Consider the following 26,024-nt stretch of genomic DNA (forward strand, 5'->3'; position numbering starts at 1 on the left):
GTGGATTGAAGCTCCAGCGAGTATAGCCTTGTCCCGCAAGGGAATTCAACGTAACGAATGAGTGACAATGTCACTTGTGGGGCTCGCGACGGTGATGTCTAAATATTGATCGAGCGTACCGATCGATACAGAGTAATTGATCTGCACAAACAATTATCTATTTCGACGGCAAGCGTGTAAAAATTGAACGGCAGTAGAGCACAACACCAGGGAACACCGGCCCGCCCCGTGCGGGCTTTTTTGCGTGCGGCGCATAAAAAAACGGCCAGGCAGTCGCATGGCCGTTTGGGATCAGGACGGGTTACTTCGCCAGAAACGGATAGTCGGTATACCCTTCGGCGCCGCCGCCGTAGAAGCTTTCCGGCTTAGGTTCGTTCAGCGGCGCGTGCTGACGGAAGCGCTCCACCAGATCCGGGTTGGCGATGTAGCTGCGGCCGAAGGCCACCGCGTCGATGAAACCTTTTTCGATCAAGGCTTCGGCTTTTTCGGCGGTGTAGGCGCCGGCGCCGACGATCACCCCTTTAAAGTGGGCGCGCACCGAGTCGCGGAAGGCGTCAGAATACGGCTTGCCGCCGGCCCAGTCCGGCTCGGAAATGTGCAGGTAGGCGATGTTGCGCTTGTTCAGCTCTTCCACCAGATACAGCGCCGCGTCTTCCTGATCTTCACCGTTGTCCAGCCCGTTGAACGGCCCCAGCGGCGAGATGCGGATGCCGATGTGCTCAGAACCCCATTCGGCGACCGCCGCGTCGACCACTTCCAGCGTCAGGCGGGTGCGATTCTCGATGCTGCCGCCGTATTGATCGGTACGTTGGTTGGAGGCCGGCGACATGAACTGATGCAGCAGATAGCCGTGGGCGGCATGCAGTTCGATGAAGTCGAAGCCGGCTTCCCGCGCGTTGGCGGTCGCCTGGCGGAAATCGTTGACGATGCCCGGGATCTCGCTGGTTTCCAGCGCGCGCGGCGTGGAGGTCGGTACGCGCACCCAGGCGCCGGTTTCATCACGCACGGTGGTGCGGGTTTCGGCGTTGATTGCCGAAGGGGCGACCGGTGCTTGCCCGCCCGGCTGCAGGCTGGCGTGGGAGATGCGGCCTACGTGCCACAGCTGCACGGCGATATGGCCGTTTTTATCATGCACTGCCTGCGTGATGTTTTTCCATGCGGCGATCTGCTCCGGCGTATGCAACCCCGGCGCACCGGCGTAGCCTTTCGCCTGGAAGGAAACCTGCGTCGCTTCGGTCACGATCAGGCCCGCGCCGGCGCGCTGTGCGTAATATTCCGCCATCAGCGGCGTAGGAATATCGCCCGGCTCGATGCTGCGCAGACGCGTCAGCGGAGCCATAAACACGCGGTTGGGCAGGGTGATGGCGCCAACCTTCAGCGGAGAGAGCAATTTTTCAGTCTTCATAGTGCATCCTGTATTTAATAGACCGGTCGTCTAGTGGTGGGCGATAAAAAACCACGAACTGCATTTTTCAATAAAAAGAAATTGTTACCGTTACGGTTGCGGCGGGCGCAGCAGCAACTCGATGCTTTCCAGCGCGCTGGTCAACGGCGCCAGCGAGCGGCGGATCTTGGCGCGCAGCGAAGCGCCGAGCCACAGTGAGTACAGCGTCTCTGCGGTCGCTGCCGGGCTCATGGCCACCGACAGCGAGCCCTCGGCGATACCGCGTTCGATGGCCTCCTGCAGGTGGCCGATCACGCGAGCGGTGCCTGTTTCCAGCGCATGGCGCATCGGTTCTGACAGATCGCTCACCTCGGCGGAAAGCTTCACCGCCAGGCAGGCGTTATGGCATTCGCTGCGGCAGTGGTAGCTGATGGCCTGGGCGTAATAGCCGAGCAGCTGGTGGCGGGCATCGCCGTGCTCATCGGCAAACAGCGCCTGCATTTCTGCATCATAATGCGCGAAATAGCGTTGCAGCATCGCTTCGCCGAAGGCTTCCTTCGAGCGGAAATAGTGGTAGAACGAGCCTTTCGGCACGCCCGCAGTGGCCAGCAGTTCGCTCAGCCCCATGCCGGTAAAGCCCAGGCGCAGGCTGAGAGTTTCGCCGGTGGCGAGCAGATGTTCACGTGTGTCCACGTTGCAATGCGTTGATTTGGTCATCATGGTGCCGAGCATAATAGACCGATTGGTCTAGGTCAATGGGAATAAAAAAACCGGCGCACAAAACGCCGGTTGTCTGCGAACTATTGTGCCCCAGCGGCACGAGGAAGTTAAGCGCTTACGCCGCGTTGCGGCAACGCTGCAGGATATCCAGCCGGGATTGATATTCGCGGCTTTGTACGTTCAGCATGCCCAGCAGGGTATGGAACAGGTTGTCCTGCGACACATCGTCCGTTTCCGCCAGCGCGTTCAGGCACTGGCGATCGACGCCGAAGTTGCGCTGATAGTCGGCCGACATCCACATCAGGAAAGGCACATGCGTTTGCTGGCTAGGCGCGAAGACATAAGGCGTGCCGTGCAGGTACATGCCGTTTTCCCCCAGCGACTCGCCGTGATCGGACAAATAGACCAGCGCGGTATTGAAGCGGTCGTCATACTGCTGCAGCAGCTTGATGGTGGCATCGAGCATCGCGTCAGTATACAAGATCGAGTTGTCGTAGGTGTTCACCAGCTGTTCATGGCTGCAATCCTGGATCTGATTGCTGTTGCAGGTCGGCGAAAACGTCTGGAATTCTGGCGTGCTGCGGCGGTAGTAAGCCGGGCCGTGGCTACCCATCTGGTGCAGCACGATCACGCCGTCGTCTTTCAGGCTATTGATGTAGTCGTTCAGCTTGTACAGCAGCACGTTATCCATGCAAACTTCGCCGTCACAGTCCTGCGGCAGTTTCAATTTGGTCATGTCGATGTGCGGCACCCGGTCGCAGGCGCCTTTGCAGCCGCCGTCGTTATCGCGCCACAGCACGTTGACGCCGGCATGCGCCAGCACGTCGAGCATGCCCTCCTGGTGTGCCGCCTGAGTCGCGTCGTACTCTCTGCGCGGCATGTTGGAGAACATGCAGGGGACGGAGATCGCCGTCTCGGTGCCGCAAGAGCTGGCGTTCTTGAAGTAGACCACGTCGTCCTGCTTCAGGCGCGGGTTGGTTTCGCGCTCGTAGCCGCCGAGGGAGAAGTTTTCGGCGCGGGCGGTTTCGCCCACCACCAGGATCACCAGCGTTTTCTTGGCCTGCCCGGCGATCAGCGGCCCTTTGCGCGCGTCTTCACCGATTTTTACCAGCGGCAGATTGCGGGTGAAATAGCGCTGTTCGGTAAATTTGAGCGTGCCGGCGACGAAGTTGGAAGGCGTCAACATCTTCACCACGCTTTTATTGTTGCGGATCAGCGAAGCGTAGTCTTTGTAGAACAGCGCGGCGACGATCAGGATCACCACCAACGACAGCATGACGTTGGCGGCGCGCAGCCCGACCATATACCACCAGGGGCGGGTCTGGCGAATATGGGTGAAGCAGACCGCCACCGCCGGCAGAACGCCGAGCAGCGCCAGCCACAACCCCATGCGCGGCGTCAGCAGCGCCGTCGCTTCCTGGGTATTGGTTTCGAAGGCGTTCTGCATCATGTTGCCGTCGATCACCACGCCATAGCTGTACATGAAATAGTTGGCTGCGGCGCTGCCCAGCAAGAAAAAGACGATCAGCGGCTTGCGCAGGTAGGGCACGGTCAACACGCTGAAGATGATATTCAGCGCACAGAAAATCACCACCGGCATGCTGGCGGCGAAAATGACGCTGTGGACGCTATCGAAGGTGATATACGACCAGGCGCGGTGCAGGAATAACGCGTTTTGAAACAGAGTGAAGAACAGGGCGGTGGCGAGGATAAAACCGAGGCTGTTGCACTGTAAGCGTTGACGTAACCACATTGCCAAATCTGGATCCTGAGAGGAGATAATGCCTTGAAATCTACCGGATGAAACTTAAGAAAACCTTAGAAATTCAGAATACTGGCGGCGGTGAACGCAGGGAAAAGGCCAGGCCGGGCGGCCTGGCAATGAGGCAGTTTAGTAGGCGGCGGTGAACTGCGCGCGAATAAACTGTGGTTTTTCAATCTCATCGACGATGGCGACCGCCAGATCTTCCACCGAAATGCTGGCCGGCGCTTCGCCGTTCATCAGCAGCTGGGTGGTGCCGAGGCGGAACTGACCGGTGCGTTTGCCCGGTTCCAGCAGGGCAGCCGGCGAGAGATAGGTCCAGTCGAGCGCCGATTCATTGCGCAGCTTGTTGCGCAGATCGCGTACCGCCTGCGCGCCGGGGCGGATATTTTCCGGGAACTGTGGCGTATCCACCAGTTCAACGCCCGGTGCCACTTCCAGGCTGCCGGCGCCGCCGACCACCAGCAGGCGCTTGACGCCGGCCTGTTCGACCGCGGTGAGGATCTGTTGGGCGCCTCGAGCGGTCTTTTCATACAGGTTGTCTTCGCCCCAGCCGGGGTTGTAGGCGCTGATCACCGCATCCTGACCGCGCAATTGCCCCGCCAGCCAGGCGGTATCGGCAACGTCGCCCAGCGCGACGGTCAGATTGGCGTGCTCCGGCAACTCTTTTTTCTGACGGGCGATCGCCGTCACCTGAATGCCGCGAGCCAGCGCTTCATCCACCACGCGGCGGCCAACAAAACCGGTTGCTCCAATAATGGCTACTTTCATCTGTATGCTCCTTCGGGAATGTGTTCAGTATCATGAAGCAGGCCGATATGCCTGCTGCGTGGTTTATACTCTAGCCCTTAACAATAGCCGTGATTAGTGCCATATTCATGCTTTCTTGATTAAGTAAAACTTCATAATCGTGGATAAACTCAATCGAATGGCGATATTCGCCACCGTGGTGGCGGAGGGGTCGCTGGCCGGCGCGGCGCGGCGGCTGGGCATGACGCCGTCGGCGGTCAGCCAGCATATGCGCTCGCTGGAGAAGGCGCTCGGGGTGCCGCTGCTGCACCGCTCCACCCGTCGTCTGGCGCTGACCGAGGCGGGGGCGGCGTTTTACCCCGGCTGCGAGGCGATGCTGCAACAGGCGCAGCAGGCGGAACAGCGGCTGGCGGAGCTGCGGGATACGCTGGTGGGTGAGCTGCGCATCGCCACCCCGGTCGGCATCGGCGGCCGATCGCTGGCGGAGGCGCTGGCGCCGCTGCTGCAGGCGCATCCCAAGCTGACGCTGCGGGTGCTGGCGGACGATCGCATCGTTGATATGATAGAGCAGCGGGTCGACATTGCGCTGCGGGCCAACCGGCAGCTGGCGGACGCTAATATGATCGCGCACCCGCTGACGGCATGGCCGATGGTGCTGTGCGCCGCACCGCGTTATCTCAGCCAGCATGGGGTGCCGGAAAAACCGCAGGATTTGGTGCAGCACCGCTGGATCTCCAGCGGCTACAGCGGGGCCCATCTGGACCTGCTGCACCAGTCCGGCCAGCAGGTTAAGCTGCGGCTGGCGGAAGGGCAGATCGTCAGCGAGAGCATGAACGTGATGCGCGCCTTTACCCGCGCCGGGCTGGGCATTTCCATTCAGCCGCTGTATGAAATTGGCGACGAGCTTCAGCGTGGCGAGCTGTTGCTGCTGTTGCCGGAGTGGCGGCCGGCGCCGCTGCGGCTGCACGCGCTGACGCTCGAGCGTAACGTGCCGGAGAAAAGCCGCCAGGCGCTGCGTTATTTGCGCGACTATTTTCGCCGCAATGGCGAAAAGGGACTTGCCAGCGGCGGCGATGGCGTCTTCAATTAGCAAGAGAACGCAGGAGGCCCCGTGGCGCAGCAGCTTGAATTTTTCGACATCCCCAGCCCGTGTCGCGGCATTTGTCAGGCCGACGACCGCGGATTCTGCCGTGGCTGCCTGCGCAGCCGCGAGGAGCGCTTCGGCTGGATGAGCATGAGCGACGCGCAGAAGCGCGAGGTGCTGCGCCTTTGCCGTCAACGCTTCCTGCGCCTGCAACGCGCCAATAAAGCGCCCGACGAGCCGCTGCCGGAACAGCCGTCGCTGTTTTAACCTTTCCTGATCTGCCGCACGTTCGTGTGGCTTACCGCTTCCCTGTGCCTCACCGGCTTGTGTATGCTGGCTGACAACTAATGTCATGAGGTTTTCGCAATGGTAGAACGTATACGTCTCGCGCCGCAGGGGCCTGAATTTTCCCGCATGATTTGCGGTTACTGGCGGTTGATGGAATGGGGCATGTCGCCGCAGCAGCTGCTGACGTTCATCGAACAGCATGTTGAACTGGGCGTCACCACCGCCGACCACGCGGATATCTACGGGGGTTACGCCTGCGAACAGGCGTTCGGCGACGCGCTGCGCCTGAAGCCGGCGCTGCGCCAGTCGCTGGAGCTGGTGACCAAGTGCGGCATCGCCACCACCGCCAAGCCCGGCAACCCGATCGGCCATTACATCACCGACCGTGACCATATCGTACAGAGCGCGGAACAATCGCTGCGCCATCTGCATACCGACTACCTCGATCTGCTGCTGATCCACCGGCCGGATCCGTTGATGGATGCCGACGACGTGGCTGAAGCCTTCGTCGCGCTGCATAAAAGCGGCAAGGTGCGCCATTTCGGCGTTTCCAACTTTACGCCCGCGCAGTTCCAGCTATTGCAGTCGCGCCTGCCGTTCACGCTGGCGACCAACCAGGTGGAGATCTCGCCGATTCACCAGCCGGTCATTCTCGACGGCACGCTCGACCAGTGCCAGCAACTGCGCATCAAGCCGATGGCCTGGTCCTGCCTGGGGGGCGGGCGCCTGTTCAACGACGCCGAGTTCCAGCCGCTGCGCGACGAGCTACAGCGGGTGGCGCAAGAGATCGGCGCCGATACCATTGAACAGGTGGTGTACGCCTGGGTGATGCGTCTGCCGTCGTCGCCGCTGCCGATTATCGGCTCCGGCAAGATTGAGCGGGTGCGCTCGGCGCTGAAGGCGCAGAAGCTGGTACTGAACCGCCAGCAGTGGTTCCGCATTCGCAAGGCGGCGCTGGGGTATGACGTGCCTTAAGGCGGAGCCAAAAAAGAGGAAAGCCGGGCGACGAAAGCGCCCGGCTTTTTTTACGCCGCTCCTTAGGCCAACACCACCTGATCGGTGTTGAAGTGATCGAGCGAGACGCCGATCAGCGTGACCTGGCTGTGGCCGAAGGCCAGCACCAGATCGTCGTTTTGCTGCGTGGCGTAGTCGCGGATATTTCCGCTGGCGCCTTCGGTGCCGATAAACACCAGCTTATCGGTGGCGTTGAAGCCATACAGCTGGTCGCGGCCAAAATCGCCGCTGAACAGGAAGGTATTGCCGTTGCCGACGCCCTTCAGGATGTCATCGCCGCTGCCGCCGACGAAGGTCAGGTTGCCGCCGGCATGGCCGATCAGCGTGTCGTTGCCGGCGTTGCCGAACAGCCAGGCGTCGTGGCTGCGAGCCTGCAGGACGTCATCGCCGTCGCCGCCGGTGGTGGCAGCGGCATAGGCTTTGATGCCCGAATCCGATTTCAATCCGGCCGCGGTCACCTGATGATCCACCTCTTTGTTGAAAATCAACCAGGAGGTTTCTTTGCTGCGCAGGGTGCTGATGTCGTCCGCCAGCGTAATGCCGCCTTTGGCGTCGCGCAGGTAAAGCGTATTGCCATCGTAGGCGACCTCGGTGTTCTTCAGCGCCTGTTGGGTATCGAAGGTATTGTGGCCTTTGCCGCCGGCGATCAGGTTGTAGCCGCCGGCGTCGCGGAAGATATCGTCGCCGTCGCGGCCCTCGAGATAATCGTTGCCTTTGCCGCCCTTGATCAAATCATTGCCGTCGCTGCCGATGATAAACGTCGGCCCGCTGTGCGTCTCCGCGTTGCGGTTCAGGTCTTCCACCCAGGTATTGCCGCGCGTCACGTTCGACAGGTTGGAGACAATGATGGTCGAGTCCTTGTCGGTCAGCGAATAGAACTCGGAGTTCAGCACCCGCATCAGCCCGTCCTGATAGAAGAACGGCAGGTGCGACAGCCAGGTTGGAATGTTGAGAATGGAAAACGGCAGCAGGTTCCAGGCGTCCGACGCGTAATGGTCGTTGAAGTTGACGATATTGTTGGTGGCGGAGGCGTGCGGCGCATCGTGGACGCCCAGTGACGGCAGGGTTAGCGAGGTGCCGTCGAGCGCACGAAACACCGGATCGTTTTCGTAGCCGATGTTGATCACCTTGCCGCCGGCTTCGTACTGGGTCGGCGAGGCGAAGGCAACATAGTTGGATTGCGCATAGAAGCCGCCCCAGTTGGCGTCGCTCTGCGCGGCCATGCTGTTGACCGCCAGCCCGCCGAGGCTGTGGCCGCTGACCACCACGTCCTCGCCGCTCAGCCCGTGCGCCTGCGCGAACTTCGCTACGTCGCCCAGCAGATTGCCGAAGGCGTTCAGCGCGTAGCCGTCAGCGTAGCCTTTCGGCCCGAAACCGGCCAGCAGATCGTTAATCACATCGCCAATGGTATCGCCGATCAGCGACTCGCGTGGGCCGCTGGTACCGCGAAATGAGATGCCAATGGCGGTGAGATTGCCTTCGCTGTCATATTTGCCCAGCACCTCGGCCTGAGCGGTGGTGTAACCGGCGGTCTCACCGTAGTAGGTGCCGCGTGCATCGGTTTTGCCGGCGTAACCCAGCTGCGCGGCGCTGATGACCGACCAGCCCGCATTGTTCACCGCCTCCTGCGCGGCCTGTTCTGAGTCGGGGTTCCAGGGAAGGCCGGGCAGGCCGCCCTGCGATTGGGTGCTGCCGATGAGCGCGGTGATCAGCGTCAGCGGCAGGCCCAGCCCGAAACCGGTCTGGTGGTAGCCTTCGTCGAAGCCGTTATCGATATTGTGGTAAGCGTAGGTAGAGATGGCCAAGGCGTCGGAAAACAGCGTTTTCGACGCGTTTTCGTCCAAATCCTTATAGCTAAAGATGCCCATATCAGTTCCTTATGAATTATGCCGCCTGGCCGGGGAGTGAACTCTCATGCGTCGGCGGTGGAAACAGGGAAACAACGTTAGCCGAACGACAGCTGGTCAGAGGACCAACATCGGTAGAAATAGTATTAGCCCTAAATATTAGGTGTGCGAATCAAATTGGCGAGATTGTGCGTTGGTTAACAGTGCCTGCGCCGGCTCTCCTATACTGAAAGCTCAGCAGAGACATTAAGGAGACTGATTGATGAAACGTTATTGGTATGCAGCACTTGGCCTGATGGCGTGTGGCGCGGCTCAGGCGGCGACAACCGACGTCGAGATGCACCTGGTGACCGGGCAGGGGATCGGTCAGGATATCGGCAAGGTGGTCATCAGCGAAACGCCGTATGGCTTGCTGTTCACGCCGAGCCTGAAAGCGTTGCCGGCCGGGGTTCATGGCTTCCACGTGCATGAAAAAGGCAGCTGCGAGCCGGGGATGAAGGACGGCAAAGCGGTGGCGGCGCTGGCGGCCGGCGGGCATTTTGATCCGCAAAAGACCGGGAAGCACCTCGGGCCGTATGCCGACGGGCATCTGGGCGATTTACCGGCCATCTATGTGACCGCCGACGGCATGGCGAACTATCCGGTGTTGGCGCCGCGGCTGAAAAAAATCATTGAAATTGAGGGCAAGGCGCTGATGGTGCACGCCGGCGGCGATAACCACTCGGATCACCCATTGCCGCTCGGCGGCGGCGGTGAGCGTTTCGCCTGCGGGGTGATCAAGTGATCACCCGCCGCTAACGGCCGGCGCGGTGGCGGGCTGGCCCATCGCCTGCTGCAACTGCTGCAGCGAGCAGTAGAGTCGCCAAATCAGACCGGCCAAATCGCGTGCCGCCTGTTCCGGGTGGTGCGCCAGCGCGTTGCTCATGCGCAGCAGCTCCTGCAGCGTGGCGTCCAGCGAACTGTGCTGCACGCCTTTCTCCGTCATGATACCGCGCAGGCAGTGGATGCAGACATCGCGCACCGCCGACAGCGGATCGGAACGGGTTTGCCAGTCGCGCAGCTGCCAGACGATATGGCTGCAGTTGAGCAGCACCACGCCCCAGCGCAGCAGCCAGGTGCGCGCTTCCTGATCCTGACTTTGATTGAGCTGGCTGATGCGATGGTAGATCAGCGATTCGAACTGGCTTTCGCTCTGCTGCGGCCTTTTGCTCAACTGATCGATAAAATCGCGCCGCAGCGCGCGGATAATGCGGCGGCTTTTGCGTTTGTCCGAGCTGGGGCGCAGGATCTGAAACGCCAGCCCGGCCAGCAGCACGCCGACGACTTTAGCGATGTTGTCATTGATGAAGGACTGGTAGTCATAGCTCGGCGGGTTGCTGACGGTCAGGAACGACCCCATAAAGACGATCAGCTGCCCCCAAAGCGCGGCATAAGGCGGATTCTGCAGCTTGAGCATTTGCATGGTCACCAGGATCGGAAACAGGAAGGCGCAGAACACCCAGAAGTCGTCAATCTGGATCATCAAACCGAATTTTACTACGAAGCAGACGACCGAGAGCAGCAGCACCGCCTTGAGCAAGGTGCTGACGCTGTTGATCGGTGAAGGCGTCGAGGAGTAGAGCACGCAGCTGATGGCGGTGAGCGTCAGCGCCGCGCTGCCGGCGTCCCACTGCGTGTTGATCCAATAGGCGCAGCCGATCACGATGCACAAAAAGGTGCGCAGGCCGTTGTAGGCGGCTTCGTAGCTGTCGGTATGGCGCGCCAGCGAGGTGACGCGCGGCGGCTGGAGATCGCTGACCGCCGTGGCGCTCTCCAGCCGCTGCAGCCAGCGGTTGCAGCGCAGGTAAAGCCAGCAGAAATGGCGCAGGCGCAGCCAGAAGGCGCGATGGCGGTAGTCCGTAGGCTCTTGCGGCGCGATCTGCTGAAGCAGGTGCGCCAAACGGTATTTGTCGGTGGCGGGATCGCGCAGCTCGTCCAGCAGTTGCGTCAGCACCGGCATCAGATTGGCGGGGCGATCCGGCCAGTTCAGCAGCATGCGGCGCAGGCTGGAGATAACGCTGGTAATGCGCAGCTGCTGGTGCAGCAGATAGTTGAGCAGGTTATTTTGCCGCCGCAGCCGGTAGTGGCTCCAGAACGCCTGAATACGCAGCAGGTTCATGGTCAGGATCTGGCCGATGACCCCTTCGTGCGAGGTGCGCATCTGGGCGGTGATCTCCGGCTGCCACAGCATGGCGGCGTGCTCCAACAGGCGTAGCTGCATGCGCCGCAGCGAAGTCAGCAGCGCTTCGCCGTCGGAGGTACTGGGCAGGATCATCATCATCAATCCGCCGCACAGAATGCCGGTGATCACTTCGCAAACCCGCGCCTGCGCGATATCGAAAATCTGCTGGGTATCGGTGACGTTGACCGTGCCGAAGGCGATGATGGCGGCGGTATAGCCCGCCAGCGCGAACGCGTAAGAGACGTTGTTTTGGTAATGGTTGGAGATATAGGTGCACAGCCCGATCCACGCGGCGATGAACAGCGTAAACAGCCAGGGATCGTTCAGACAGTGGCCGGCGATCGCCACCGACGCGGCGGCACCCATCAGGCTGCCGAAGATGCGGCCGATGCTTTTGCTGATCACGCCGCCGACGGTGGGGAAACTCACCACTGCGGCGGAGGTGAGCGCCCAAGAGGGCTCGTCGAGCTCGAGCACGAACGCCACCCACAGCGCGAGACACATCGCCAGCGAATTGCGCAGCGCATAGCGCCATTGGCCGCCGGTCGCCTTACCCCAGGGGGTGCGGCTCCACTCCAAAAAAGGCAGGTTCACACTTTAGTTCCGCTGATGAATCGAAATGGTGCAGGTGGTGCCGGCGACCAGCGTCAAATCGGCGGGCACGTTGAGCAATTTTATCCGTACCGGCACGCGCTGAGCCAAACGCACCCAGGGAACATTAGGCTTAACGTCCATTAATAGATCGTTGCTGCTGTCGACGCTCTGATCGTAAATGGCGCGGCCGATGCTCTCTACTTCCCCCTGCAGCGGCGTGTTGCCGTTATATAAAACGATGTCCGCTTTATTGCCTTCTTTTATATGCTTCAGCTTGGTTTCTTCGAAATAACCGAGTACATAAAACGAATGTACATCCACCAACGCCACCAGCGGCGTGCCGGCGTTGGCGTAGTTCCCGACCCGTGCCTGCAGATTGGTGATATAGCCGTCGGTTGGCGCGTAAATTTTGGTTTTGCTCAAATTCCATTTGGCCTGTTCCAGGTTGGCCAGGGCGGCTTTATAGGCGGCCTTCATTGCCTGAGCGGCTAAATTGGACGCGTCCAAATCTTCAGCGGAAATAACGTTACGCGGCAAACCGCGGCGGCGGGCGGCCTCGTGGTCTGCCTTGGCCAGATCGGATTGCGCTTTTGCCACCGCGGCCTCAGCATTGTCCAGCGCGATCTGGTAGGGCACCGGGTCGAGGGTAAAAATCAGACTTCCCGCAGGTACGAACTGATTGTCATTCGCGCTTATTTTCTCTAATCTTCCAGAGACTTCAGGGGTGATATTGACGAGTTCGGCGCGCACTTTTCCATCACGGGTCCATGGGGATTGCATATAATAATTCCAGAGCCACCAACCGGCGCAGACGGCAATGGCGCAGACGATCACCGTAGAAAAGTATTTTAATGTTTTATGCTGCATGGGTTACCAACTCGCTAAAATCCATAAGGAACCGCTGACGGTCAGAACGAAAATGGACAGGTCCATCAACATGGGATGCCAGATTTCACCGGAATACATCCAGTCTCTCAGCAGCTGATGAATCAGCAGCCATAAGACCAGTCCTAGTAAAAAAGCTTTAAATATAGGTGGAAAATAAAGCGATGCCCCCAGGACCAAATCGGGTAAGGGGGATGAGGTGTGTAACCATGATGTATTCACATTAACAATCCCTAAGGGTGAATATGTTGAATATTTGCATAACGATTAAACAATAGCGGCTAAAAATAGTGGCTATTTCCACAATATACATTATATACATTTGTGTTTTTAATGTGAGTTACCCAAAATAGTCTAAACTCTGGGAGGTAATGTTAGCATGCTAATTATAAGGAGGGGGAAGTGGAGTCAACATTAGGTTCAGATTTAGCACGATTAGTTCGTGTTTGGCGCGCGCTCATCGATCATCGGCTCAAGCCGTTGGAGCTGACCCAAACGCACTGGGTCACTTTGCACAATATCAATCGCTTGCCGCCGGAGCAGTCGCAAATCCAGCTGGCCAAGGCGATCGGTATCGAGCAACCATCACTGGTTCGCACGTTGGACCAACTGGAGGAGAAGGGGCTGATCACGCGCCACACCTGTGCCAACGATCGCCGCGCGAAGCGCATCAAGCTGACCGACGCGGCCGATCCGATCATCAGGGAAGTGGACAGTGTGATCACGTCGACACGCAGTGAGATTTTAAGCGGCATTACCGCCGACGAAGTGCATCTGTTGGTAGGGCTGATTGGCAAGTTAGAACAAAATATCACCGAACTGCAGAACAAATAATAATATTCTTATTTTCTACGATTACAGTTTCACAGCATCAGAAATAAAACCGGAGGCGATTGCCTCCGGTTTGCCGTTTGTCGCCGACTGACTTACAGCGGAGAGACGGTGATGGTGTCGCCCATGCGCGCCATGCGCACGCGCTGGCCTGGGCTGAACTTGGTGTCGCCCGCTTTCTGTACCACCACGATGTTCTCTTTCTGGTCGGTTTTGATTTCCAGCTCGTAGCCTGAGGTACGGCCGGCCACTTCACCGATGCTGTTGCCCGCCGCGCCGCCGGCGATGGCGCCCGCCGCGGTAGCCAGCGTACGGCCGGTGCCGCCGCCTACGGTGTTACCCAACAGGCCGCCAATCACTGCGCCGCCGATCATCCCCAAGGCGTTGGAGCCTTCGCCGCCCTGGATTTTAACCGGACGCACGGAAACCAGCGTCCCGTAGGTGACGTTCTGCACCTGCTTGGCCTGCGAGGACGAGTAGACATCGCCGGACATGGATTCATTGGCACAGCCGGCCAGCGTAACGGCGGCGACGGCAACGACGAGAAGACGCTTGATCATACAAAACTCCTGATGGTAGTAGTCCATAACCTGGCAATGCTCTCCAGGCAAGATTCAGTGAAAATGATAGACAAAGTATGGCTGAAAGTTGACACACCGCCATGCTCCATCGCTGCACGCAGCTTAACTTTTCTCTGTTCAACCAATAATAAACCGCGGTTTACCTTTATGACAGCCTTGGCGACATTCCGTTGCCTGTTATGGCACGGTTTAACACATTACATGTGCCACAGCGGCGCCGGGCGGCGGTGTCTGGCTCACGGCCTGTAAAAAAAGCATCATAATTCATGGCGTTAATCCGGCAATTCTGGTTTATTTGTCAGGATAAAATTTGCTTACCGCGCGGGTTAGAGGATGTTGCTATGAAGTCAGGCCGCTATATAGGCGTCATGTCCGGCACCAGTCTGGACGGAATCGATGTGGTATTGGCCGCGATCGACGATCGCATGGTGGCGCAGCAGGCCAGCTATAGCCACCCGATGCCGATGGCGCTGAAAAAAGAGATTCTGGGCATGTGCCAGGGGCAGCAGACCACGTTGGCGGCCGTCGGCCGGCTGGACGCTCAACTGGGCACGCTGTTCGGCGAGGCGGTGCTCGGCTTGCTGAAGCAAACCGGCATCGACGCTGAGCAGATCACCGCCATCGGTTGCCACGGCCAGACGGTGTGGCACGAACCGGAAGGCGACGCGCGTTTCTCGATGCAGCTCGGCGATAACAACCGCATCGCCGCGCTGACCAATATCACCACCGTCGGCGATTTCCGCCGGCGCGACATGGCCTACGGCGGGCAGGGCGCGCCGTTGGTGCCAGCGTTTCATCAGGCGCTGCTGGGGCATCCCGTCGAGAGGCGCATGGTGCTGAACGTCGGCGGCATCGCCAACCTTTCTCTGCTGTTGCCCGGTACGCCGGTGCGCGGTTTCGATACCGGGCCGGGCAACATGCTGATGGACGCCTGGGTGTGGCGCCACCGTGCGCAGCCTTACGATCAGGACGGCGGCTGGGCCATGCAGGGGCGGGTTTGTTTACCGCTGTTGCAGCAGATGCTGGCGGATCCTTACTTTGCGCTGCCGGCGCCGAAAAGCACCGGCCGCGAGTATTTCAATATCGCCTGGCTGGAGCGGCAGCTGGCCGGATTGCCGGCGATGGCGCCGGTCGACGTGCAGGCCACGCTCACGGAACTGACCGCCGTCAGCATCAGCGAACAGGTGCTGCTGGCCGGCGGGTGCGAGCGCCTGCTGGTGTGCGGCGGCGGGGCGCGCAACGTGCTGCTGATGGCGCGCCTGTCTGCGCTGCTGCCGGGGACGGAGGTCGGGCTGACCGACGATTTCGGCGTCAGCGGCGACGACATGGAGGCGCTGGCCTTCGCCTGGCTGGCGTTTCGCACGCTGTCCGGCCAGGCCGGCAACCTGCCTTCGGTGACCGGCGCCAGCCGTGAAACGGTGTTGGGTGGGATTTATCCGGTTTTGCCATTGGGGGGCCGTTAGCTCTGTTAGGATAGCCTGTGAAGGATTTTTCTAAGGAGCAACAGCATGAAAAAAGTCATTTTCGTCGCCGGCGCGCTGGCGCTGTCCGGCTGCAGCTACATCCTGCCGCAAAGCAGCCAGACGATGCACTACCAGTGCGGCACTACGCCGCTGACGGTGGCGCTCGACGGCAAGGCGAGCGAAGTCAGCCTGCTGATGGATGGCGAACAGCTGCATCTCAAGCAGGTGCTGGCGCTGACCGGTGCCAAATACAGCGACGGCAAATACACTTTTTGGTCGAAAGACCGTAACGCCTATCTTGAGCGCAACGGCAAGGTAGTCATGAGCGACTGCGTGTTGACGGAGTGACGGTCGGCGGCGGCGTCGGAGCGATTGAGTTCCTGGCGCCGCAGGCGCAGAATGTAACGACGGATTTTTCAGTTGGTCGATAACCCAGATGATTGAAAAGAATGAGTTTGATGTTGCGGACCTGCGCCGTGAATACACCCGAGGCGGCCTGCGCCGCAACGATCTGACTGCCAACCCACTCGAGCTGTTCGAGCGTTGGTTGAAACAGGCTTGCGACGCGCGCCTGGCCGATCCTACCGCCATGTGCGTCGCGACCGTCGACGAACACGGCCAGCCTTATCAACGCATCGTGCTGCTCAAGCATTTCGATGAGCAGGGGCTGGTGTTCTACACCAACCTCGGCAGCCGTAAGGCGCAGCAGCTGGCGCACAACCCGCATATCAGCCTGCTGTTCCCCTGGCACATGCTCGATCGTCAGGTGATTTTCCTCGGCCAGGTGGAGCGTCTGTCGACCCTCGACGTGCTGAAGTATTTCAACAGTCGCCCGAAAGACAGCCAGATCGGCGCCTGGGTATCGCAGCAATCTTCGCGCATTTCCGCGCGCGGCGTGCTGGAAAGCAAATTCCTCGAGCTGAAGCAGAAGTTCCAGCAGGGCGAGGTGCCGTTGCCGAGTTTCTGGGGCGGATTCCGCGTGAAATTCGACTCCGTCGAGTTCTGGCAGGGCGGCGCCCATCGCCTGCATGACCGTTTCCTGTATCAGCGGGACGGGAATGACTGGAAAATTGACCGACTGGCACCCTGAAGACGGAAAATCCCCTCTAAGCGCTGGTGCTGACGCCGCCGGCGCTTTATTCTATGCGCTACCCTGAATTTTTTATTTCGCCACTGGGCGAAAGGCCGTGTACCGGCAAAGGTGCATTCGTTTATACATGGAGTCATTGATGGCAAGCAGCAACTTGATTAAACAACTGCAAGAGCGGGGCCTCGTTGCCCAGGTTACGGATGAGGAAGCGTTAGCGGAGCGACTGGCGCAAGGGCCAATTGCACTGTATTGCGGTTTCGATCCGACCGCTGACAGCTTGCATTTGGGCCATCTGGTTCCTCTGTTGTGCCTGAAGCGCTTCCAGCTGGCCGGCCACAAGCCGGTGGCGCTGGTGGGCGGCGCCACCGGCCTCATCGGCGATCCGAGCTTCAAAGCGGCGGAGCGCAAGCTGAACACCACCGATACGGTGAACGAGTGGGTCGAGAAGATCCGCAAGCAGGTTTCTCCGTTCCTCGATTTCGACTGCGGCAGCAACAGCGCCATCGCGGCCAACAACTACGACTGGTTCGGCGGCATGAACGTGCTGACCTTCCTGCGTGACATCGGCAAGCACTTCTCCGTCAACCAGATGATCAATAAGGAAGCGGTTAAGCAGCGCCTGAATCGCGACGACTCCGGCATCTCCTTCACCGAGTTTTCCTATAACCTGCTGCAGGGCTTCGATTTCTCCGAGCTGTACAACCGCCACCAGGTGGAGCTGCAGATCGGCGGTTCCGATCAGTGGGGCAACATCACCTCGGGTATCGATCTGACGCGTCGCCAGCACCAGAAGCAGGTGTTCGGTCTGACCGTGCCGTTGATCACCAAAGCAGACGGCACCAAGTTCGGTAAAACCGAAGGCGGCGCGGTCTGGCTGGCGCCGGAAAAAACCAGCCCGTACAAGTTCTACCAGTTCTGGATCAACACCGCCGATGCCGACGTCTACCGCTTCCTGAAGTTCTTCACCTTCATGAGCCTGGAAGACATCAATGCGCTGGAAGAAGAAGACAAGAACAGCGGCAAGGCGCCACGCGCCCAGTACATGCTGGCGGAAGAAGTGACCGGCATGGTGCACGGTGCGGAAGGCCTGGCGGCCGCGAAGCGCATCACCCAGAGCCTGTTCTCCGGCGCGCTGCACGACATGACCGAAGCGGACTTCGCCCAGCTGGCGCAGGACGGCATGCCGACCATCAAACTGGATGGCGACGCCGATCTGCAGCAGGCGTTGGTGAATGCCGAACTGGTGCCGTCACGCGGCCAGGCGCGCACCATGATCGGTTCCAACGCGGTGACCATCAACGGCGAGAAACAGTCCGATGCCGAATACCGCTTCAGCGATTCAGACCGTCTGTTCGGCCGCTACACGCTGCTGCGTCGCGGCAAGAAACACTACTGCCTGGTGGATTGGCAGTAACGAATAATGACGGTAAGGGGCCCTGGCGGCCCCTTTATTTTTGGGCAGCCGCCCGGCTGCCGTATTCCGAACGAGTTCTGTCGATGAAAAACATTCTTTCTATCCAGTCGCACGTGGTGTTTGGTCACGCCGGCAACAGTGCGGCGGAGTTCCCGATGCGCCGCATGGGCGTCAACGTCTGGCCGCTAAACACGGTGCAGTTCTCCAACCATACGCAATACGGTCAGTGGACCGGCTGCGTCATGCCGGCCAGCCACCTGACAGAGATCGCGCAGGGCATTGCCAATATCGATCAGCTGAAGTGCTGTGATGCGGTGTTGAGTGGCTATATCGGTTCGCCGGAGCAGGGTGACCATATTCTGGAGATCGTGCGTCAAGTTAAGCAGGCGAACCCGAATGCCTGGTATTTCTGCGATCCGGTGATGGGGCATCCGGAAAAGGGCTGCATCGTGGCGCCGGGCGTGGCCGAGTTTCACTGCCGCCAGGCGCTGCCGTGCAGCGACATGATGGCGCCGAACCTGCTGGAATTGGAGATGCTGAGCCAGATGGCCGTCGCCGACGTGGCCGATGCGGTGCAGGCCGCCCGCGCGCTGATCGCCAAAGGGCCGCGGCTGGTGCTGGTCAAGCACCTGGCCCGCGCCGGCTATCATGCCGACTGTTTCGAAATGCTGCTGGTGACGGCGGACGAGGCCTGGCACATCAGCCGGCCGCTGGTGGACTTCGGCGCGCGTCAGCCGGTCGGCGTCGGCGATTTGACCAGCGGTCTGCTGCTGGTGGATCTGCTGAAGGGCGAGGCGCTGGATAAAGCGCTGGAGCACGTCACCGCCGCCGTGTATGAGGTGATGCTGACCACGCAGGAGATGGGCGAGTACGAACTGCAGGTGGTGGCGGCGCAAGATCGGATCGTGCAGCCGCGCAGCGAGTTCAAAGCGGTCAAACTGTAAGTGGCATTCGGCCCCGGCGACAGCCGCCGGGGCCCGATGTTTACTTCAATCCTTCGGCGTTCAGCGCCGCATCTACCGCCGGGCGCGCCGCAACGCGATCGAACCAGGCCGCTAGATGGGCGTGCTTGCGCACGTCGAACTGCAGGGCAAACGCCCAACGCAACACGGTGAACAGGTAGGCGTCGGCCACGCTGAAACGGCTTCCCAACAGGAAATGCTGCTTCGCCAGCACCGAATCCAGATAGCTGAACTGCTGCTCCAGCTTGGCGCGCGCGATGGTTTTATATTCCTCGGGCGTTTTCGGGTTGAACAGCGGGCTGAATCCTTTGTGCAGCTCGGTGGCGATGTAGTTCAGCCATTCGATCGCGTGGTAGCGCGACAGGGTGCCCGCCGCCGGGATCAGGTTGCGATCCGGCACGCGATCCGCCAGGTATTGCACGATCGCCACGCCCTCGGTCAGCAGGCTGCCGTCATCCAGCTGCAGCGCCGGTACCTGTCCCTTGGGGTTGATGGTGAGGTAATCGGCGCCGCTCTCGGTTTTCTTCTGCGCCAGGTCGACCTTCTCCGCCGTAAAATCCAGCCCTGCCTCACGCAGCACGATATGCGGGGACAGCGAACAGGCGCCGGCTTTATAGAACAGTTTCATCGGAAGCTCCTTGTTGATGACGAATGACGGGCATGCTTAACCTCTCATCGTAGTCCCATAGCGCCAAAATTACAGCGGCTTAGCTAACAAATTTAACCGATGATCGCCTCGGCGGGCTGCAGCTGCGCCAGCGTTGCGGCGATCTGCTGCTGCAGCGCCTGCGGCGCCACCTGCATCGGCGAGCGCAGCTCGTTGGCGATCAGCCCCTGCTGGGCCAGCACCGTCTTGACCGGCGCCGGATTGGGGAAGCTGAACATCTGGTGGATCATCGGCAGCAGCTCATAGAAGTTGCTGCGCGCCGCGGCCAGATCGCCGGCGGCGACCTGCTGCGTCAGCTGAACGAAGCGTTCCGGGTGAACATGGGCCGCGGCGGAAATGGCGCCGGTGCCGCCGAGGCACAGCGTGGTGAGGATCAGATTGTCTTCCCCGGTCATCACATCGATCTCGCCGTCGGCGATCAGTGCCATGGTGGCGTCAGGGTTGCCGCCGCAGTCCTTGATGGCGGCGATGCGCGGGTGGCGTGCGAGCTGGCGCAGCGTGGCCAGCTCCATGGCGATGCCGGTGCGCTGCGGAATGTTGTACAGGATCACCGGCACGGTTGAGGCGTCGGCCAGCTGGGTGAAATAGTCGATCAGGCCGCATTGCGAAGGGCGGATGTAGTAAGGCGCCGGGATCAGCACGCCGGCGATGTCGCGCAGCTGAATAGCCTGCTGCATTTGCAGCGTGGCGACCATGTTATTGCCGGACAGGCCCATCACCACCTGATGGGCGGGCGCCACGTCCAGCACGGCGTCGAGCACCGCCAGCTGTTCTTCTTTGCTCAGCGCGGCAGCTTCACCGGTAGAGCCGCAGACCACCAGACCCTCGATGCCGGCGTCGAGCAGGTGCCGCGCCAGGCGTTTCACCGCCGGCAGATCGACGGCATCGTGATTGAAAGGGGTAACCATCGCCACCCAAATACCCGAAAATGAGGCCATAAAATATTCCTTCTGTGTGACCGACAGAGAAGCCAGATGAGAAAATTGAAGGCGGGGCGTTGCGTGCCATCCAGTCAGCTCATCTGACGGGACAGCTCGCCCCGGTCAAATGAGCGTCTGTTTCTTCGATTTTACCGCCGCCAAACCGCCAATAGGCAACGCGGGCGTCATCAGAATGTCAGCGTTGCGTGGGTAGGCCATGGCGGTCTCGCGAAAAGGGGAAGTGGGGTGATAATGAATAGTCTTCATCAGGCTGTCAATTTACAACAGATTGATAACATTGTTATTCATGATTCGTCGGCGGGAATGAGTTTGGCTAATAAATAAAAATCCCCGCAGCGGCGGGGAGGGGTTGGCCGGCTCAGCGCGGCGGGCGGGACCCGATGGTGGCGGACCAACTGAAGGTGTCGCCGCTTGGCCGGTAGCGGTTGGCCTTGCGTTCTGCGCGCTCCGCTTTGGCGAGCTTCGCTCTGGCGGCCATGATGCGCGCCACCACTTCATCTTTGACCTTGTGCTGTTCGGCGTTGGTCAGCGGCCGCCCATGGCTTTTGCGCGCCTTGTCCAGTTCGGTTTTCACTTCCCGCTGTTCGCTTTCCGTCATCTCTTTCAACGTCAACTTTTTCATCTGTACCGCCCGTTCGGTGAAGTTGACTTACAGTTTAGCGGCGTTATGTGACCGAAAATGTTATGGGCATAACGAAAATGCCCGGTAAGCCGGCATTACACCTCTTCCAGCAGATCGTCGACAAAGCGCCGCATGCGTTCGGTGCGCAGTTCGGCCATGTGCCGCCCGGCGGCGGTCTGGAAGCCGTCTTGCAGTTTGAACAGCTTGGTTTCGAAGTGGTCCAGGCTGAAACGCTTGTCGTCATATTGACGATGTTCGGCCCGCGGATCGGCGGCGTCATACAGCGCGCTGCGCATGCGGCCGCCGATATAAAAGCAGCGCGCCACGCCGATAAGACCGATGGCGTCGAGGCGATCGGCATCCTGCAGGATCTTCGCCTCCAGCGTTTGCGGGGGGATGCCGGCGGAAAAACTGTGCGCTTCGATGGCGTGAGCCACCGCCGCGATATCCGCCGGTGCCCATTCCAGCTGGGTCAGCGTCAACGTGGCTTGCTCCGCCGCCATGCGCGAGGCCAGATGGCGCTGCGGCGAGTTTTTTTCCACCGCGACGGCGTCGTGCAGCAGCACCGCCGCGCAGAGAATGCGCCGGTCGCCACCTTCCAGCTTGCTGATTCGGCGGCAGTTCTTCCAGACCCGGTGCAGGTGCGCGACGTCATGCGAACCGTCGTCCGACTCGAGGGTCAGCGGCAGCAACGTTTGCGCCAGCGCCTGGTAGGGTGAGAAAGGTTGTAACAGCTCTTGCGTCAGCGAGGGTAAAGACACGTTCAGCTCCTGTTGGGGGAAATCGGTCAATCAGCATAGCCGCGCCGGATGCCGGGAGAATGACAGTAAAACGGCTATTGTTTACTAAAGTGCAACCCACTATTGTCATAACTGCGGTTTTTGCAGCGAAACAAGCAACCTAGAATAGCCGCATTCCGCCGTCTCCGCTTGGTGAGAGCCTGTGTCCGCGGGGATGGCCGGAATATCCTCATCAGCCATTGGAGAAGAGACATGCCAACCCCTCTTGAGATAGTGCGCGCAACCTATGAAGGCAGTTCCGAAGAAAACGGCCGTAATCTGCTGGCGGCGCTGGCCCCCGATGCCGAGTGGACCGAAGCCGCCGGTTTCCCCTATGCCGGTACCTATATCGGCCCGGAAAATATCATCAAGAACGTGCATCAGCGTCTGGGCAGCGAATGGCAAGGCTACCGCGCCGATGTCGACCACTTTTACGACGCCGGCGACAATGTGATCGCGCAAGGTTTTTATCACGGCACCTACCGGGCCACCGGCAAATCCTTCAGCGCCTCTTTTGCGCATATTTATACGCTGCGCGCCGGCAAAATCGTGAAGTTCGTGCAGATTGTCGACAGCGCTAAAGTGCTGGAAGCGATGCAGCCTTAATCGCCGCTGCGCTTGCCGAATTTGCGGTCGAACTCGCGCCGGTAACCCCGGGCCTTGTTGCGATCGCGGATCCACAGATAGCCGCACACCAGCGCAACCGCTCCCGAGAAGGTGACGTTGCGCATATCCCGGTCATACCAAAACACCAGCAGCGCATCCAGCGCCGCAATCAGCGCGATCCATTTATACATATGGGATTGACGCCGCGTGGCGGCGTTGAGTCGCTTTAACTGTCTGGCTTCGTCCAACACCGGCTTTGGCTGCATAGCGTTTCGTTATCATCAGGCTGTTCACGCTAAATTAGCAGAATTTCCCTCACCGTCGCAAAGATTAACGCACGGTGCCATGCGGTTTTCACCGCCCCTGGCGCGGCGCAGAAAATTTGTGTGCGGGTGCTTGAATTGTCCATTGGGCGTGGTAGGTTATTTATTCGCTATTTTTGGGTTTTTATTCAATTCTCGCCGTGTCATCAAGCTGCAGCACTGGGCGGTTAACGTGATGGGTTCGATACATGCGGCGGTTAACTTCGGCAGGAGGATGTGATGAACGATAAAACGGCACGCCCGCAGGATGTGGTTCAACAACAGCTTGACGCCTATAACGCCCGCGACATCGACGCCTTCATGGCCTGCTGGGCGGACGACGCGCAGTATTACGAGCATCCCGACACGCTGCTGGCCAGCGGTAAGGCGGCGATCCGCGAACGGCATCTGGTGCGTTTCCAGGAGCCGAGTCTGTACGGCGAACGGATAAAACGCATGGCGGTGGGGAACATGGTGGTCGATCAGGAAGTGGTGACGCGCAACTTCCCGCAGGGGCGCGGCAAAATGGATGTCATCGCCATCTACGAAGTGGAGCAGGGGCAGATTGCCAAAGCCTGGTTCAAGATCGGCCCCTGCGTGCCGGATGAGGGCGCGCTCTAGCCGCGTATTATTGCAACGCCATCACCGCCTCTATCTCTACGCACACCAGCGGTGAGAACAACGCGCTGACCGCCACCAATGAACAGGCCGGCAGCGCGCCATCGAAATAGTCAAACAGCACCGGGCGCACGCCCGCCAGATCGGCAATATCGGTCAGGAACACGCTGATTTTAATCAATGCCTTGAGATTCACGCCTTCACTGGCGGCGATGGTCGCCAGCTGTTCGAGGATCTCCTGCGTCTGTTCCGGCGCGCTCAAGCCTTGCGCGTCGGTGGCGAAGGCCGTCAATCCCGACACGTACAGGCGATCGCCGTGGCGCACCGCATGCACATAGGGGCCGCCCGGCGTAGGCAACTGCGGATAATTCGTGCGTTTTAATGATGTCATGATCAAACCCCGCGCAAGACCGGTTAATAAAATCGACAAACTTGGTTAGGATACTGAGGAAACGGCGGCCAGACGCCGCACACCGATGATATCTGAGAGTATCATCCCTCTTTATTTTATACGTCGTCTCTCACGCGAATGTGACAGTGCGGCGCAGATCGGCCACAAGGACGCATGAGACGATGAACCCGCTTTTTACTCCCTACCTGCAACGCTGGCAACTGGAACAGGACGGCAAGGCCTTCGAAACCCACAGCAGCCTGCTGATGCCGGTGCGTTACCGGGGCGAGGCGGCTATGTTGAAGATCGCCCGCGAGCAGGAAGAGCGCTTCGGCGGCCAGCTGATGTGCTGGTGGCGCGGGGAAGGCGCTGCGCAGGTGCTGGCGTGGCACGACGACGGCATTCTGCTGGAGCGCGCGCAGGGTGAAGGTTCGCTGGCGCAGCTGGTGCGTGACGGCGACGATGAGCAGGCCACGCAGATCCTTTGTCGGGCGATCGCCGCGTTGCATGCGCCGCGTGCCGCGCCGTTGCCCGAGCTGATCCTGCTGCAGGAGTGGTTCAGCTCGCTGTGGCCGGCGGCGCAGGCGCACGGCGGCATGCTGCGTCTCAGCGCCACGACGGCGGCGGAGCTGCTGAGCAGCCCGCGAGAAGAAAGTGTGCTGCACGGCGATATCCACCATGACAACGTGCTGGACTTCGGCGAACGCGGCTGGCTGGCGATCGATCCCAAGCGCTTGTACGGCGAACGGGGCTTCGATTACGCCAATATCTTCTGTAATCCCAACTACGGCATCGCCACCGACCCGGCCATTTTCCAGCGGCGCGTGGAACAGGTCTGCCGCTTGGCCGGGCTGGAGCGCCGGCGCTTGCTGCAATGGATCCTGGCCTGGTCGGGGCTCTCCGCCGCCTGGTTTATGGAAGACGGGCAGGCGGCGGATATCGACTTCCGCGTGGCCGAGCTGGCGGCGCGCGCATTGGATCTCCCGCTGCCGGACGGCGATTCAGGGTTCATCCTGCCAGTAATCGAGCGAGGTTGAAGGGCGCTGCAGGTAGCGTACCTGCTCGCCGTCTGCGCTGCGCGCCATCGCCTGGTATTTGCCGGAATCCGGGTACATCACCAGCTCCGGCTGCTCGCGCGTGCTGACGGACAGGTACTTCAGCGGCGCATCGGAGGTGTTGATGATCTGGTGCGGGTATTCCGGGCCCGGCGGAATGAAGATGACATCCCCGCTGACGATCGGCAGCATTTCTCCGGCCACCCGCAGCGTACCGCTGCCTTCCAGAATGATGAACATTTCCTCCTGAGCGTAGTGAAAATGGTAGGGGCAGGAACGCATGCCCGGCGCCACGCAATCGAAGGAGGCGCCCAGCTTGTCGGCGGCGGTGCCGGTGCCGAGGCGAGCGCCGACGCTGTCATACAGCGGCGGCCGCCGATCGTGTTGCTTATCTACCCGTTCGACATTGCGTATCAAGCGCTGAGCTAACAGCGCGGCTTTCTCAGTCATAGGCTTCCTTGGTGACATTGTCACTTAAAAATTGACGATAGCCAGAGAAAATCCGTCCCAGCCCTTGCTGCCCACGGTTTGCAAGGCGGTGGCGGTCAAACGGGGTTCCTGCGCCATCATCGTGAAGAACTCGCGTACGCCTTGTACACGGGCGTCCGTACTGGCGGCGTCGGTGACTGCGCCATCGCGCACCACGTTGTCACCGATAATCACCGTGCCCGGGCGCGCGAGTTTAAGCGCCCAACGCAGGTAATCGGGGTTGCTGGGTTTGTCGGCGTCGATGAAGATGAGATCAAAGGGGGCCAGGGTGTGCAGCGTCGGCAGGTGAGTCATGGCGGGGCCGACACGCAGCTCAACCAGGCCGTCGAGACCGGCGCGCGTGATATTCCGGCGGGCGATGGCGGCGTGGCTTTCATCCGCTTCCAGCGTGATCAATTTGCCATCCGCCGGTAGCGCGCGCGCCAGCCAGATGGTGCTGTAGCCGCCCAACGTGCCGATTTCCAAAATGCGTTTGGCGTTAACCATGCGGGCGAACAGCTGCAGCAGTTTGCCCTGATTCGGTGCCACATCATGCGCCGGCAGCCCGGCGGCGGCGTTGGTCGCCAGCGCCTGCAACAGGGCATCGTCTTGTTCTACCAGGCTGTCTACGATATAGCGATCGACCTGGGACCATTGTTCCTTTTCTTTCATGTGGGCCTCGTGC

30 protein-coding genes are annotated in these 26,024 nt (G+C 60.2%); 13 read left to right on the forward strand and 17 right to left on the reverse strand.

Going from position 1 to position 26,024, the window contains the following annotated elements:
• Positions 1-301 precede the first annotated feature (301 nt).
• The 4 genes from QOL81_RS16345 to QOL81_RS16360 all read right to left on the reverse strand — a co-directional run bounded on the left by QOL81_RS16345 (position 302) and on the right by QOL81_RS16360 (position 4,637).
• The gene (locus QOL81_RS16345; RefSeq protein WP_060432117.1) at positions 302-1,405 is read right to left on the reverse strand and encodes an alkene reductase; all 1,104 of its coding nucleotides are present in this window, start codon (positions 1,403-1,405) and stop codon (positions 302-304) included.
• 90 nt (positions 1,406-1,495) lie between these two features.
• Positions 1,496-2,116, reverse strand: a complete 621-nt coding sequence (locus QOL81_RS16350) for a TetR/AcrR family transcriptional regulator (RefSeq protein WP_502950666.1) — start codon at positions 2,114-2,116, stop codon at positions 1,496-1,498.
• A gap of 103 nt (positions 2,117-2,219) precedes the next feature.
• Entirely contained in the window at positions 2,220-3,857 is a 1,638-nt protein-coding gene (gene eptA / locus QOL81_RS16355) for a phosphoethanolamine transferase EptA (RefSeq protein ID WP_070914915.1), read from the reverse strand.
• Between the two features lie 138 nt (positions 3,858-3,995).
• The gene (locus tag QOL81_RS16360) at positions 3,996-4,637 is read right to left on the reverse strand and encodes an NAD(P)-dependent oxidoreductase (RefSeq protein WP_060440054.1); all 642 of its coding nucleotides are present in this window, start codon (positions 4,635-4,637) and stop codon (positions 3,996-3,998) included.
• Between the two features lie 139 nt (positions 4,638-4,776).
• On the opposite strand from QOL81_RS16360, the gene QOL81_RS16365 reads away from it, so the two are divergent.
• The 3 genes from QOL81_RS16365 (at position 4,777) to QOL81_RS16375 (ending at position 6,963) form a co-directional block, all read left to right on the forward strand.
• The gene (locus tag QOL81_RS16365) at positions 4,777-5,706 is read left to right on the forward strand and encodes a LysR substrate-binding domain-containing protein (protein ID WP_187135399.1); all 930 of its coding nucleotides are present in this window, start codon (positions 4,777-4,779) and stop codon (positions 5,704-5,706) included.
• Between the two features lie 21 nt (positions 5,707-5,727).
• Positions 5,728-5,967, forward strand: coding sequence for a DUF1289 domain-containing protein (locus tag QOL81_RS16370; protein WP_019455980.1), 240 nt, complete (start codon positions 5,728-5,730; stop codon positions 5,965-5,967).
• A gap of 99 nt (positions 5,968-6,066) precedes the next feature.
• Positions 6,067-6,963, forward strand: coding sequence for an aldo/keto reductase (locus QOL81_RS16375; protein ID WP_100396335.1), 897 nt, complete (start codon positions 6,067-6,069; stop codon positions 6,961-6,963).
• A 62-nt stretch (positions 6,964-7,025) separates the two neighbouring features.
• On the opposite strand, the gene QOL81_RS16380 is transcribed toward QOL81_RS16375, so the two are convergent.
• On the reverse strand, positions 7,026-8,870 hold the full coding sequence (locus tag QOL81_RS16380) for a polyurethane esterase (protein ID WP_084826315.1): 1,845 nt from the start codon (positions 8,868-8,870) through the stop codon (positions 7,026-7,028).
• A gap of 241 nt (positions 8,871-9,111) precedes the next feature.
• On the opposite strand from QOL81_RS16380, the gene sodC reads away from it, so the two are divergent.
• On the forward strand, positions 9,112-9,633 hold the full coding sequence (gene sodC / locus QOL81_RS16385) for a superoxide dismutase family protein (protein WP_169318382.1): 522 nt from the start codon (positions 9,112-9,114) through the stop codon (positions 9,631-9,633).
• Here sodC and QOL81_RS16390 read toward each other — a convergent pair whose 3' ends face one another.
• From QOL81_RS16390 to QOL81_RS16400, 3 genes are read right to left on the reverse strand one after another with little or no spacing between them, the layout of a single operon-like run.
• On the reverse strand, positions 9,634-11,664 hold the full coding sequence (locus tag QOL81_RS16390; protein ID WP_060440052.1) for an FUSC family protein: 2,031 nt from the start codon (positions 11,662-11,664) through the stop codon (positions 9,634-9,636).
• A 3-nt stretch (positions 11,665-11,667) separates the two neighbouring features.
• Complete coding sequence (locus QOL81_RS16395; protein WP_060440051.1) at positions 11,668-12,531, reverse strand: efflux RND transporter periplasmic adaptor subunit; 864 nt, start codon at positions 12,529-12,531, stop codon at positions 11,668-11,670.
• Between the two features lie 3 nt (positions 12,532-12,534).
• On the reverse strand, positions 12,535-12,771 hold the full coding sequence (locus QOL81_RS16400; RefSeq protein WP_004931303.1) for a DUF1656 domain-containing protein: 237 nt from the start codon (positions 12,769-12,771) through the stop codon (positions 12,535-12,537).
• Positions 12,772-12,951: 180 nt separating this feature from the next.
• Between QOL81_RS16400 and slyA the strand changes: the two genes are divergently transcribed.
• A complete protein-coding gene (gene slyA, locus QOL81_RS16405) occupies positions 12,952-13,383 on the forward strand; it encodes a transcriptional regulator SlyA (RefSeq protein WP_038874827.1) in 432 nt (143 codons plus the stop codon).
• 92 nt (positions 13,384-13,475) lie between these two features.
• Here the strand turns inward: slyA and QOL81_RS16410 are convergent, their stop codons facing one another.
• A complete protein-coding gene (locus QOL81_RS16410) occupies positions 13,476-13,940 on the reverse strand; it encodes an outer membrane lipoprotein (RefSeq protein WP_025159710.1) in 465 nt (154 codons plus the stop codon).
• 362 nt (positions 13,941-14,302) lie between these two features.
• On the opposite strand from QOL81_RS16410, the gene anmK reads away from it, so the two are divergent.
• From anmK to pdxY, 5 genes are all read left to right on the forward strand, one after another.
• Complete coding sequence (anmK, locus tag QOL81_RS16415) at positions 14,303-15,424, forward strand: anhydro-N-acetylmuramic acid kinase (RefSeq protein WP_283439929.1); 1,122 nt, start codon at positions 14,303-14,305, stop codon at positions 15,422-15,424.
• Positions 15,425-15,469: 45 nt separating this feature from the next.
• Positions 15,470-15,772: an MliC family protein gene (locus QOL81_RS16420; RefSeq protein WP_004931294.1), complete on the forward strand. Its 303-nt coding sequence runs from the start codon at positions 15,470-15,472 to the stop codon at positions 15,770-15,772.
• Positions 15,773-15,860: 88 nt separating this feature from the next.
• Positions 15,861-16,514, forward strand: coding sequence for a pyridoxamine 5'-phosphate oxidase (gene pdxH / locus QOL81_RS16425; RefSeq protein ID WP_049201958.1), 654 nt, complete (start codon positions 15,861-15,863; stop codon positions 16,512-16,514).
• A gap of 139 nt (positions 16,515-16,653) precedes the next feature.
• Complete coding sequence (gene tyrS / locus QOL81_RS16430; RefSeq protein ID WP_283439930.1) at positions 16,654-17,928, forward strand: tyrosine--tRNA ligase; 1,275 nt, start codon at positions 16,654-16,656, stop codon at positions 17,926-17,928.
• 83 nt (positions 17,929-18,011) lie between these two features.
• Positions 18,012-18,872, forward strand: coding sequence for a pyridoxal kinase PdxY (gene pdxY, locus QOL81_RS16435; protein WP_060419156.1), 861 nt, complete (start codon positions 18,012-18,014; stop codon positions 18,870-18,872).
• Positions 18,873-18,912: 40 nt separating this feature from the next.
• Here the strand turns inward: pdxY and gstA are convergent, their stop codons facing one another.
• The 4 genes from gstA to QOL81_RS16455 all read right to left on the reverse strand — a co-directional run bounded on the left by gstA (position 18,913) and on the right by QOL81_RS16455 (position 21,911).
• Positions 18,913-19,518, reverse strand: a complete 606-nt coding sequence (gstA, locus tag QOL81_RS16440; protein ID WP_038874842.1) for a glutathione transferase GstA — start codon at positions 19,516-19,518, stop codon at positions 18,913-18,915.
• Positions 19,519-19,610: 92 nt separating this feature from the next.
• The gene (gene dapA / locus QOL81_RS16445; RefSeq protein ID WP_070914919.1) at positions 19,611-20,495 is read right to left on the reverse strand and encodes a 4-hydroxy-tetrahydrodipicolinate synthase; all 885 of its coding nucleotides are present in this window, start codon (positions 20,493-20,495) and stop codon (positions 19,611-19,613) included.
• 361 nt (positions 20,496-20,856) lie between these two features.
• A complete protein-coding gene (locus QOL81_RS16450; RefSeq protein WP_004938373.1) occupies positions 20,857-21,120 on the reverse strand; it encodes a YjbD family protein in 264 nt (87 codons plus the stop codon).
• Positions 21,121-21,215: 95 nt separating this feature from the next.
• On the reverse strand, positions 21,216-21,911 hold the full coding sequence (locus QOL81_RS16455; protein ID WP_070914920.1) for an HD domain-containing protein: 696 nt from the start codon (positions 21,909-21,911) through the stop codon (positions 21,216-21,218).
• A 201-nt stretch (positions 21,912-22,112) separates the two neighbouring features.
• On the opposite strand from QOL81_RS16455, the gene QOL81_RS16460 reads away from it, so the two are divergent.
• Positions 22,113-22,505 carry a nuclear transport factor 2 family protein gene (locus tag QOL81_RS16460; RefSeq protein WP_004938379.1) on the forward strand — a complete coding sequence of 131 codons (393 nt, stop codon included), beginning with the start codon at positions 22,113-22,115 and terminating at the stop codon, positions 22,503-22,505.
• Here the strand turns inward: QOL81_RS16460 and QOL81_RS16465 are convergent.
• A complete protein-coding gene (locus QOL81_RS16465; RefSeq protein WP_084826313.1) occupies positions 22,502-22,771 on the reverse strand; it encodes a hypothetical protein in 270 nt (89 codons plus the stop codon). The genes QOL81_RS16460 and QOL81_RS16465 overlap by 4 nt on opposite strands.
• Before the next feature lie 276 nt (positions 22,772-23,047).
• Between QOL81_RS16465 and QOL81_RS16470 the strand changes: the two genes are divergently transcribed.
• Positions 23,048-23,428 (forward strand): nuclear transport factor 2 family protein, encoded by a 381-nt coding sequence (locus QOL81_RS16470; protein WP_038874851.1) that lies wholly within the window; start codon positions 23,048-23,050, stop codon positions 23,426-23,428.
• A gap of 7 nt (positions 23,429-23,435) precedes the next feature.
• On the opposite strand, the gene QOL81_RS16475 is transcribed toward QOL81_RS16470, so the two are convergent.
• A complete protein-coding gene (locus QOL81_RS16475) occupies positions 23,436-23,816 on the reverse strand; it encodes a RidA family protein (RefSeq protein ID WP_084827854.1) in 381 nt (126 codons plus the stop codon).
• Between the two features lie 182 nt (positions 23,817-23,998).
• Between QOL81_RS16475 and QOL81_RS16480 the strand changes: the two genes are divergently transcribed.
• Positions 23,999-24,853, forward strand: coding sequence for an aminoglycoside phosphotransferase family protein (locus tag QOL81_RS16480; RefSeq protein ID WP_084826312.1), 855 nt, complete (start codon positions 23,999-24,001; stop codon positions 24,851-24,853).
• Here QOL81_RS16480 and QOL81_RS16485 read toward each other — a convergent pair.
• Entirely contained in the window at positions 24,818-25,321 is a 504-nt protein-coding gene (locus QOL81_RS16485; protein ID WP_048233594.1) for a cupin domain-containing protein, read from the reverse strand. The two genes, QOL81_RS16480 and QOL81_RS16485, sit on opposite strands and share 36 nt — an antisense overlap.
• 24 nt (positions 25,322-25,345) lie before the next feature.
• Positions 25,346-26,011 (reverse strand): O-methyltransferase, encoded by a 666-nt coding sequence (locus QOL81_RS16490; RefSeq protein WP_070914923.1) that lies wholly within the window; start codon positions 26,009-26,011, stop codon positions 25,346-25,348.
• Positions 26,012-26,024 lie beyond the last annotated feature (13 nt).

The organism is Serratia sp. CC22-02 (assembly GCF_900182895.1).
GTDB lineage: Bacteria > Pseudomonadota > Gammaproteobacteria > Enterobacterales > Enterobacteriaceae > Serratia > Serratia nevei.

What these genes read in the sequence shown, in the direction of transcription:
- QOL81_RS16420 (WP_004931294.1), top strand. Translation starts at nt 15,470, where the DNA reads ATGAAAAAAGTCATTTTCGTCGCCGGCGCGCTGGCGCTGTCCGGCTGC.
- QOL81_RS16360 (WP_060440054.1), bottom strand. Translation starts at nt 4,637, where the DNA reads ATGAAAGTAGCCATTATTGGAGCAACCGGTTTTGTTGGCCGCCGCGTG.
- eptA (WP_070914915.1), bottom strand. Translation starts at nt 3,857, where the DNA reads ATGTGGTTACGTCAACGCTTACAGTGCAACAGCCTCGGTTTTATCCTC.
- QOL81_RS16375 (WP_100396335.1), top strand. Translation starts at nt 6,067, where the DNA reads ATGGTAGAACGTATACGTCTCGCGCCGCAGGGGCCTGAATTTTCCCGC.
- QOL81_RS16395 (WP_060440051.1), bottom strand. Translation starts at nt 12,531, where the DNA reads ATGCAGCATAAAACATTAAAATACTTTTCTACGGTGATCGTCTGCGCC.
- QOL81_RS16485 (WP_048233594.1), bottom strand. Translation starts at nt 25,321, where the DNA reads ATGACTGAGAAAGCCGCGCTGTTAGCTCAGCGCTTGATACGCAATGTC.
- tyrS (WP_283439930.1), top strand. Translation starts at nt 16,654, where the DNA reads ATGGCAAGCAGCAACTTGATTAAACAACTGCAAGAGCGGGGCCTCGTT.
- QOL81_RS16460 (WP_004938379.1), top strand. Translation starts at nt 22,113, where the DNA reads ATGCCAACCCCTCTTGAGATAGTGCGCGCAACCTATGAAGGCAGTTCC.
- QOL81_RS16475 (WP_084827854.1), bottom strand. Translation starts at nt 23,816, where the DNA reads ATGACATCATTAAAACGCACGAATTATCCGCAGTTGCCTACGCCGGGC.
- QOL81_RS16480 (WP_084826312.1), top strand. Translation starts at nt 23,999, where the DNA reads ATGAACCCGCTTTTTACTCCCTACCTGCAACGCTGGCAACTGGAACAG.
- sodC (WP_169318382.1), top strand. Translation starts at nt 9,112, where the DNA reads ATGAAACGTTATTGGTATGCAGCACTTGGCCTGATGGCGTGTGGCGCG.
- QOL81_RS16345 (WP_060432117.1), bottom strand. Translation starts at nt 1,405, where the DNA reads ATGAAGACTGAAAAATTGCTCTCTCCGCTGAAGGTTGGCGCCATCACC.
- QOL81_RS16380 (WP_084826315.1), bottom strand. Translation starts at nt 8,870, where the DNA reads ATGGGCATCTTTAGCTATAAGGATTTGGACGAAAACGCGTCGAAAACG.
- dapA (WP_070914919.1), bottom strand. Translation starts at nt 20,495, where the DNA reads ATGGCCTCATTTTCGGGTATTTGGGTGGCGATGGTTACCCCTTTCAAT.
- QOL81_RS16350 (WP_502950666.1), bottom strand. Translation starts at nt 2,116, where the DNA reads ATGCTCGGCACCATGATGACCAAATCAACGCATTGCAACGTGGACACA.
- anmK (WP_283439929.1), top strand. Translation starts at nt 14,303, where the DNA reads ATGAAGTCAGGCCGCTATATAGGCGTCATGTCCGGCACCAGTCTGGAC.
- pdxY (WP_060419156.1), top strand. Translation starts at nt 18,012, where the DNA reads ATGAAAAACATTCTTTCTATCCAGTCGCACGTGGTGTTTGGTCACGCC.
- QOL81_RS16490 (WP_070914923.1), bottom strand. Translation starts at nt 26,011, where the DNA reads ATGAAAGAAAAGGAACAATGGTCCCAGGTCGATCGCTATATCGTAGAC.
- QOL81_RS16470 (WP_038874851.1), top strand. Translation starts at nt 23,048, where the DNA reads ATGAACGATAAAACGGCACGCCCGCAGGATGTGGTTCAACAACAGCTT.
- QOL81_RS16465 (WP_084826313.1), bottom strand. Translation starts at nt 22,771, where the DNA reads ATGCAGCCAAAGCCGGTGTTGGACGAAGCCAGACAGTTAAAGCGACTC.
- QOL81_RS16410 (WP_025159710.1), bottom strand. Translation starts at nt 13,940, where the DNA reads ATGATCAAGCGTCTTCTCGTCGTTGCCGTCGCCGCCGTTACGCTGGCC.
- QOL81_RS16450 (WP_004938373.1), bottom strand. Translation starts at nt 21,120, where the DNA reads ATGAAAAAGTTGACGTTGAAAGAGATGACGGAAAGCGAACAGCGGGAA.
- gstA (WP_038874842.1), bottom strand. Translation starts at nt 19,518, where the DNA reads ATGAAACTGTTCTATAAAGCCGGCGCCTGTTCGCTGTCCCCGCATATC.
- pdxH (WP_049201958.1), top strand. Translation starts at nt 15,861, where the DNA reads ATGATTGAAAAGAATGAGTTTGATGTTGCGGACCTGCGCCGTGAATAC.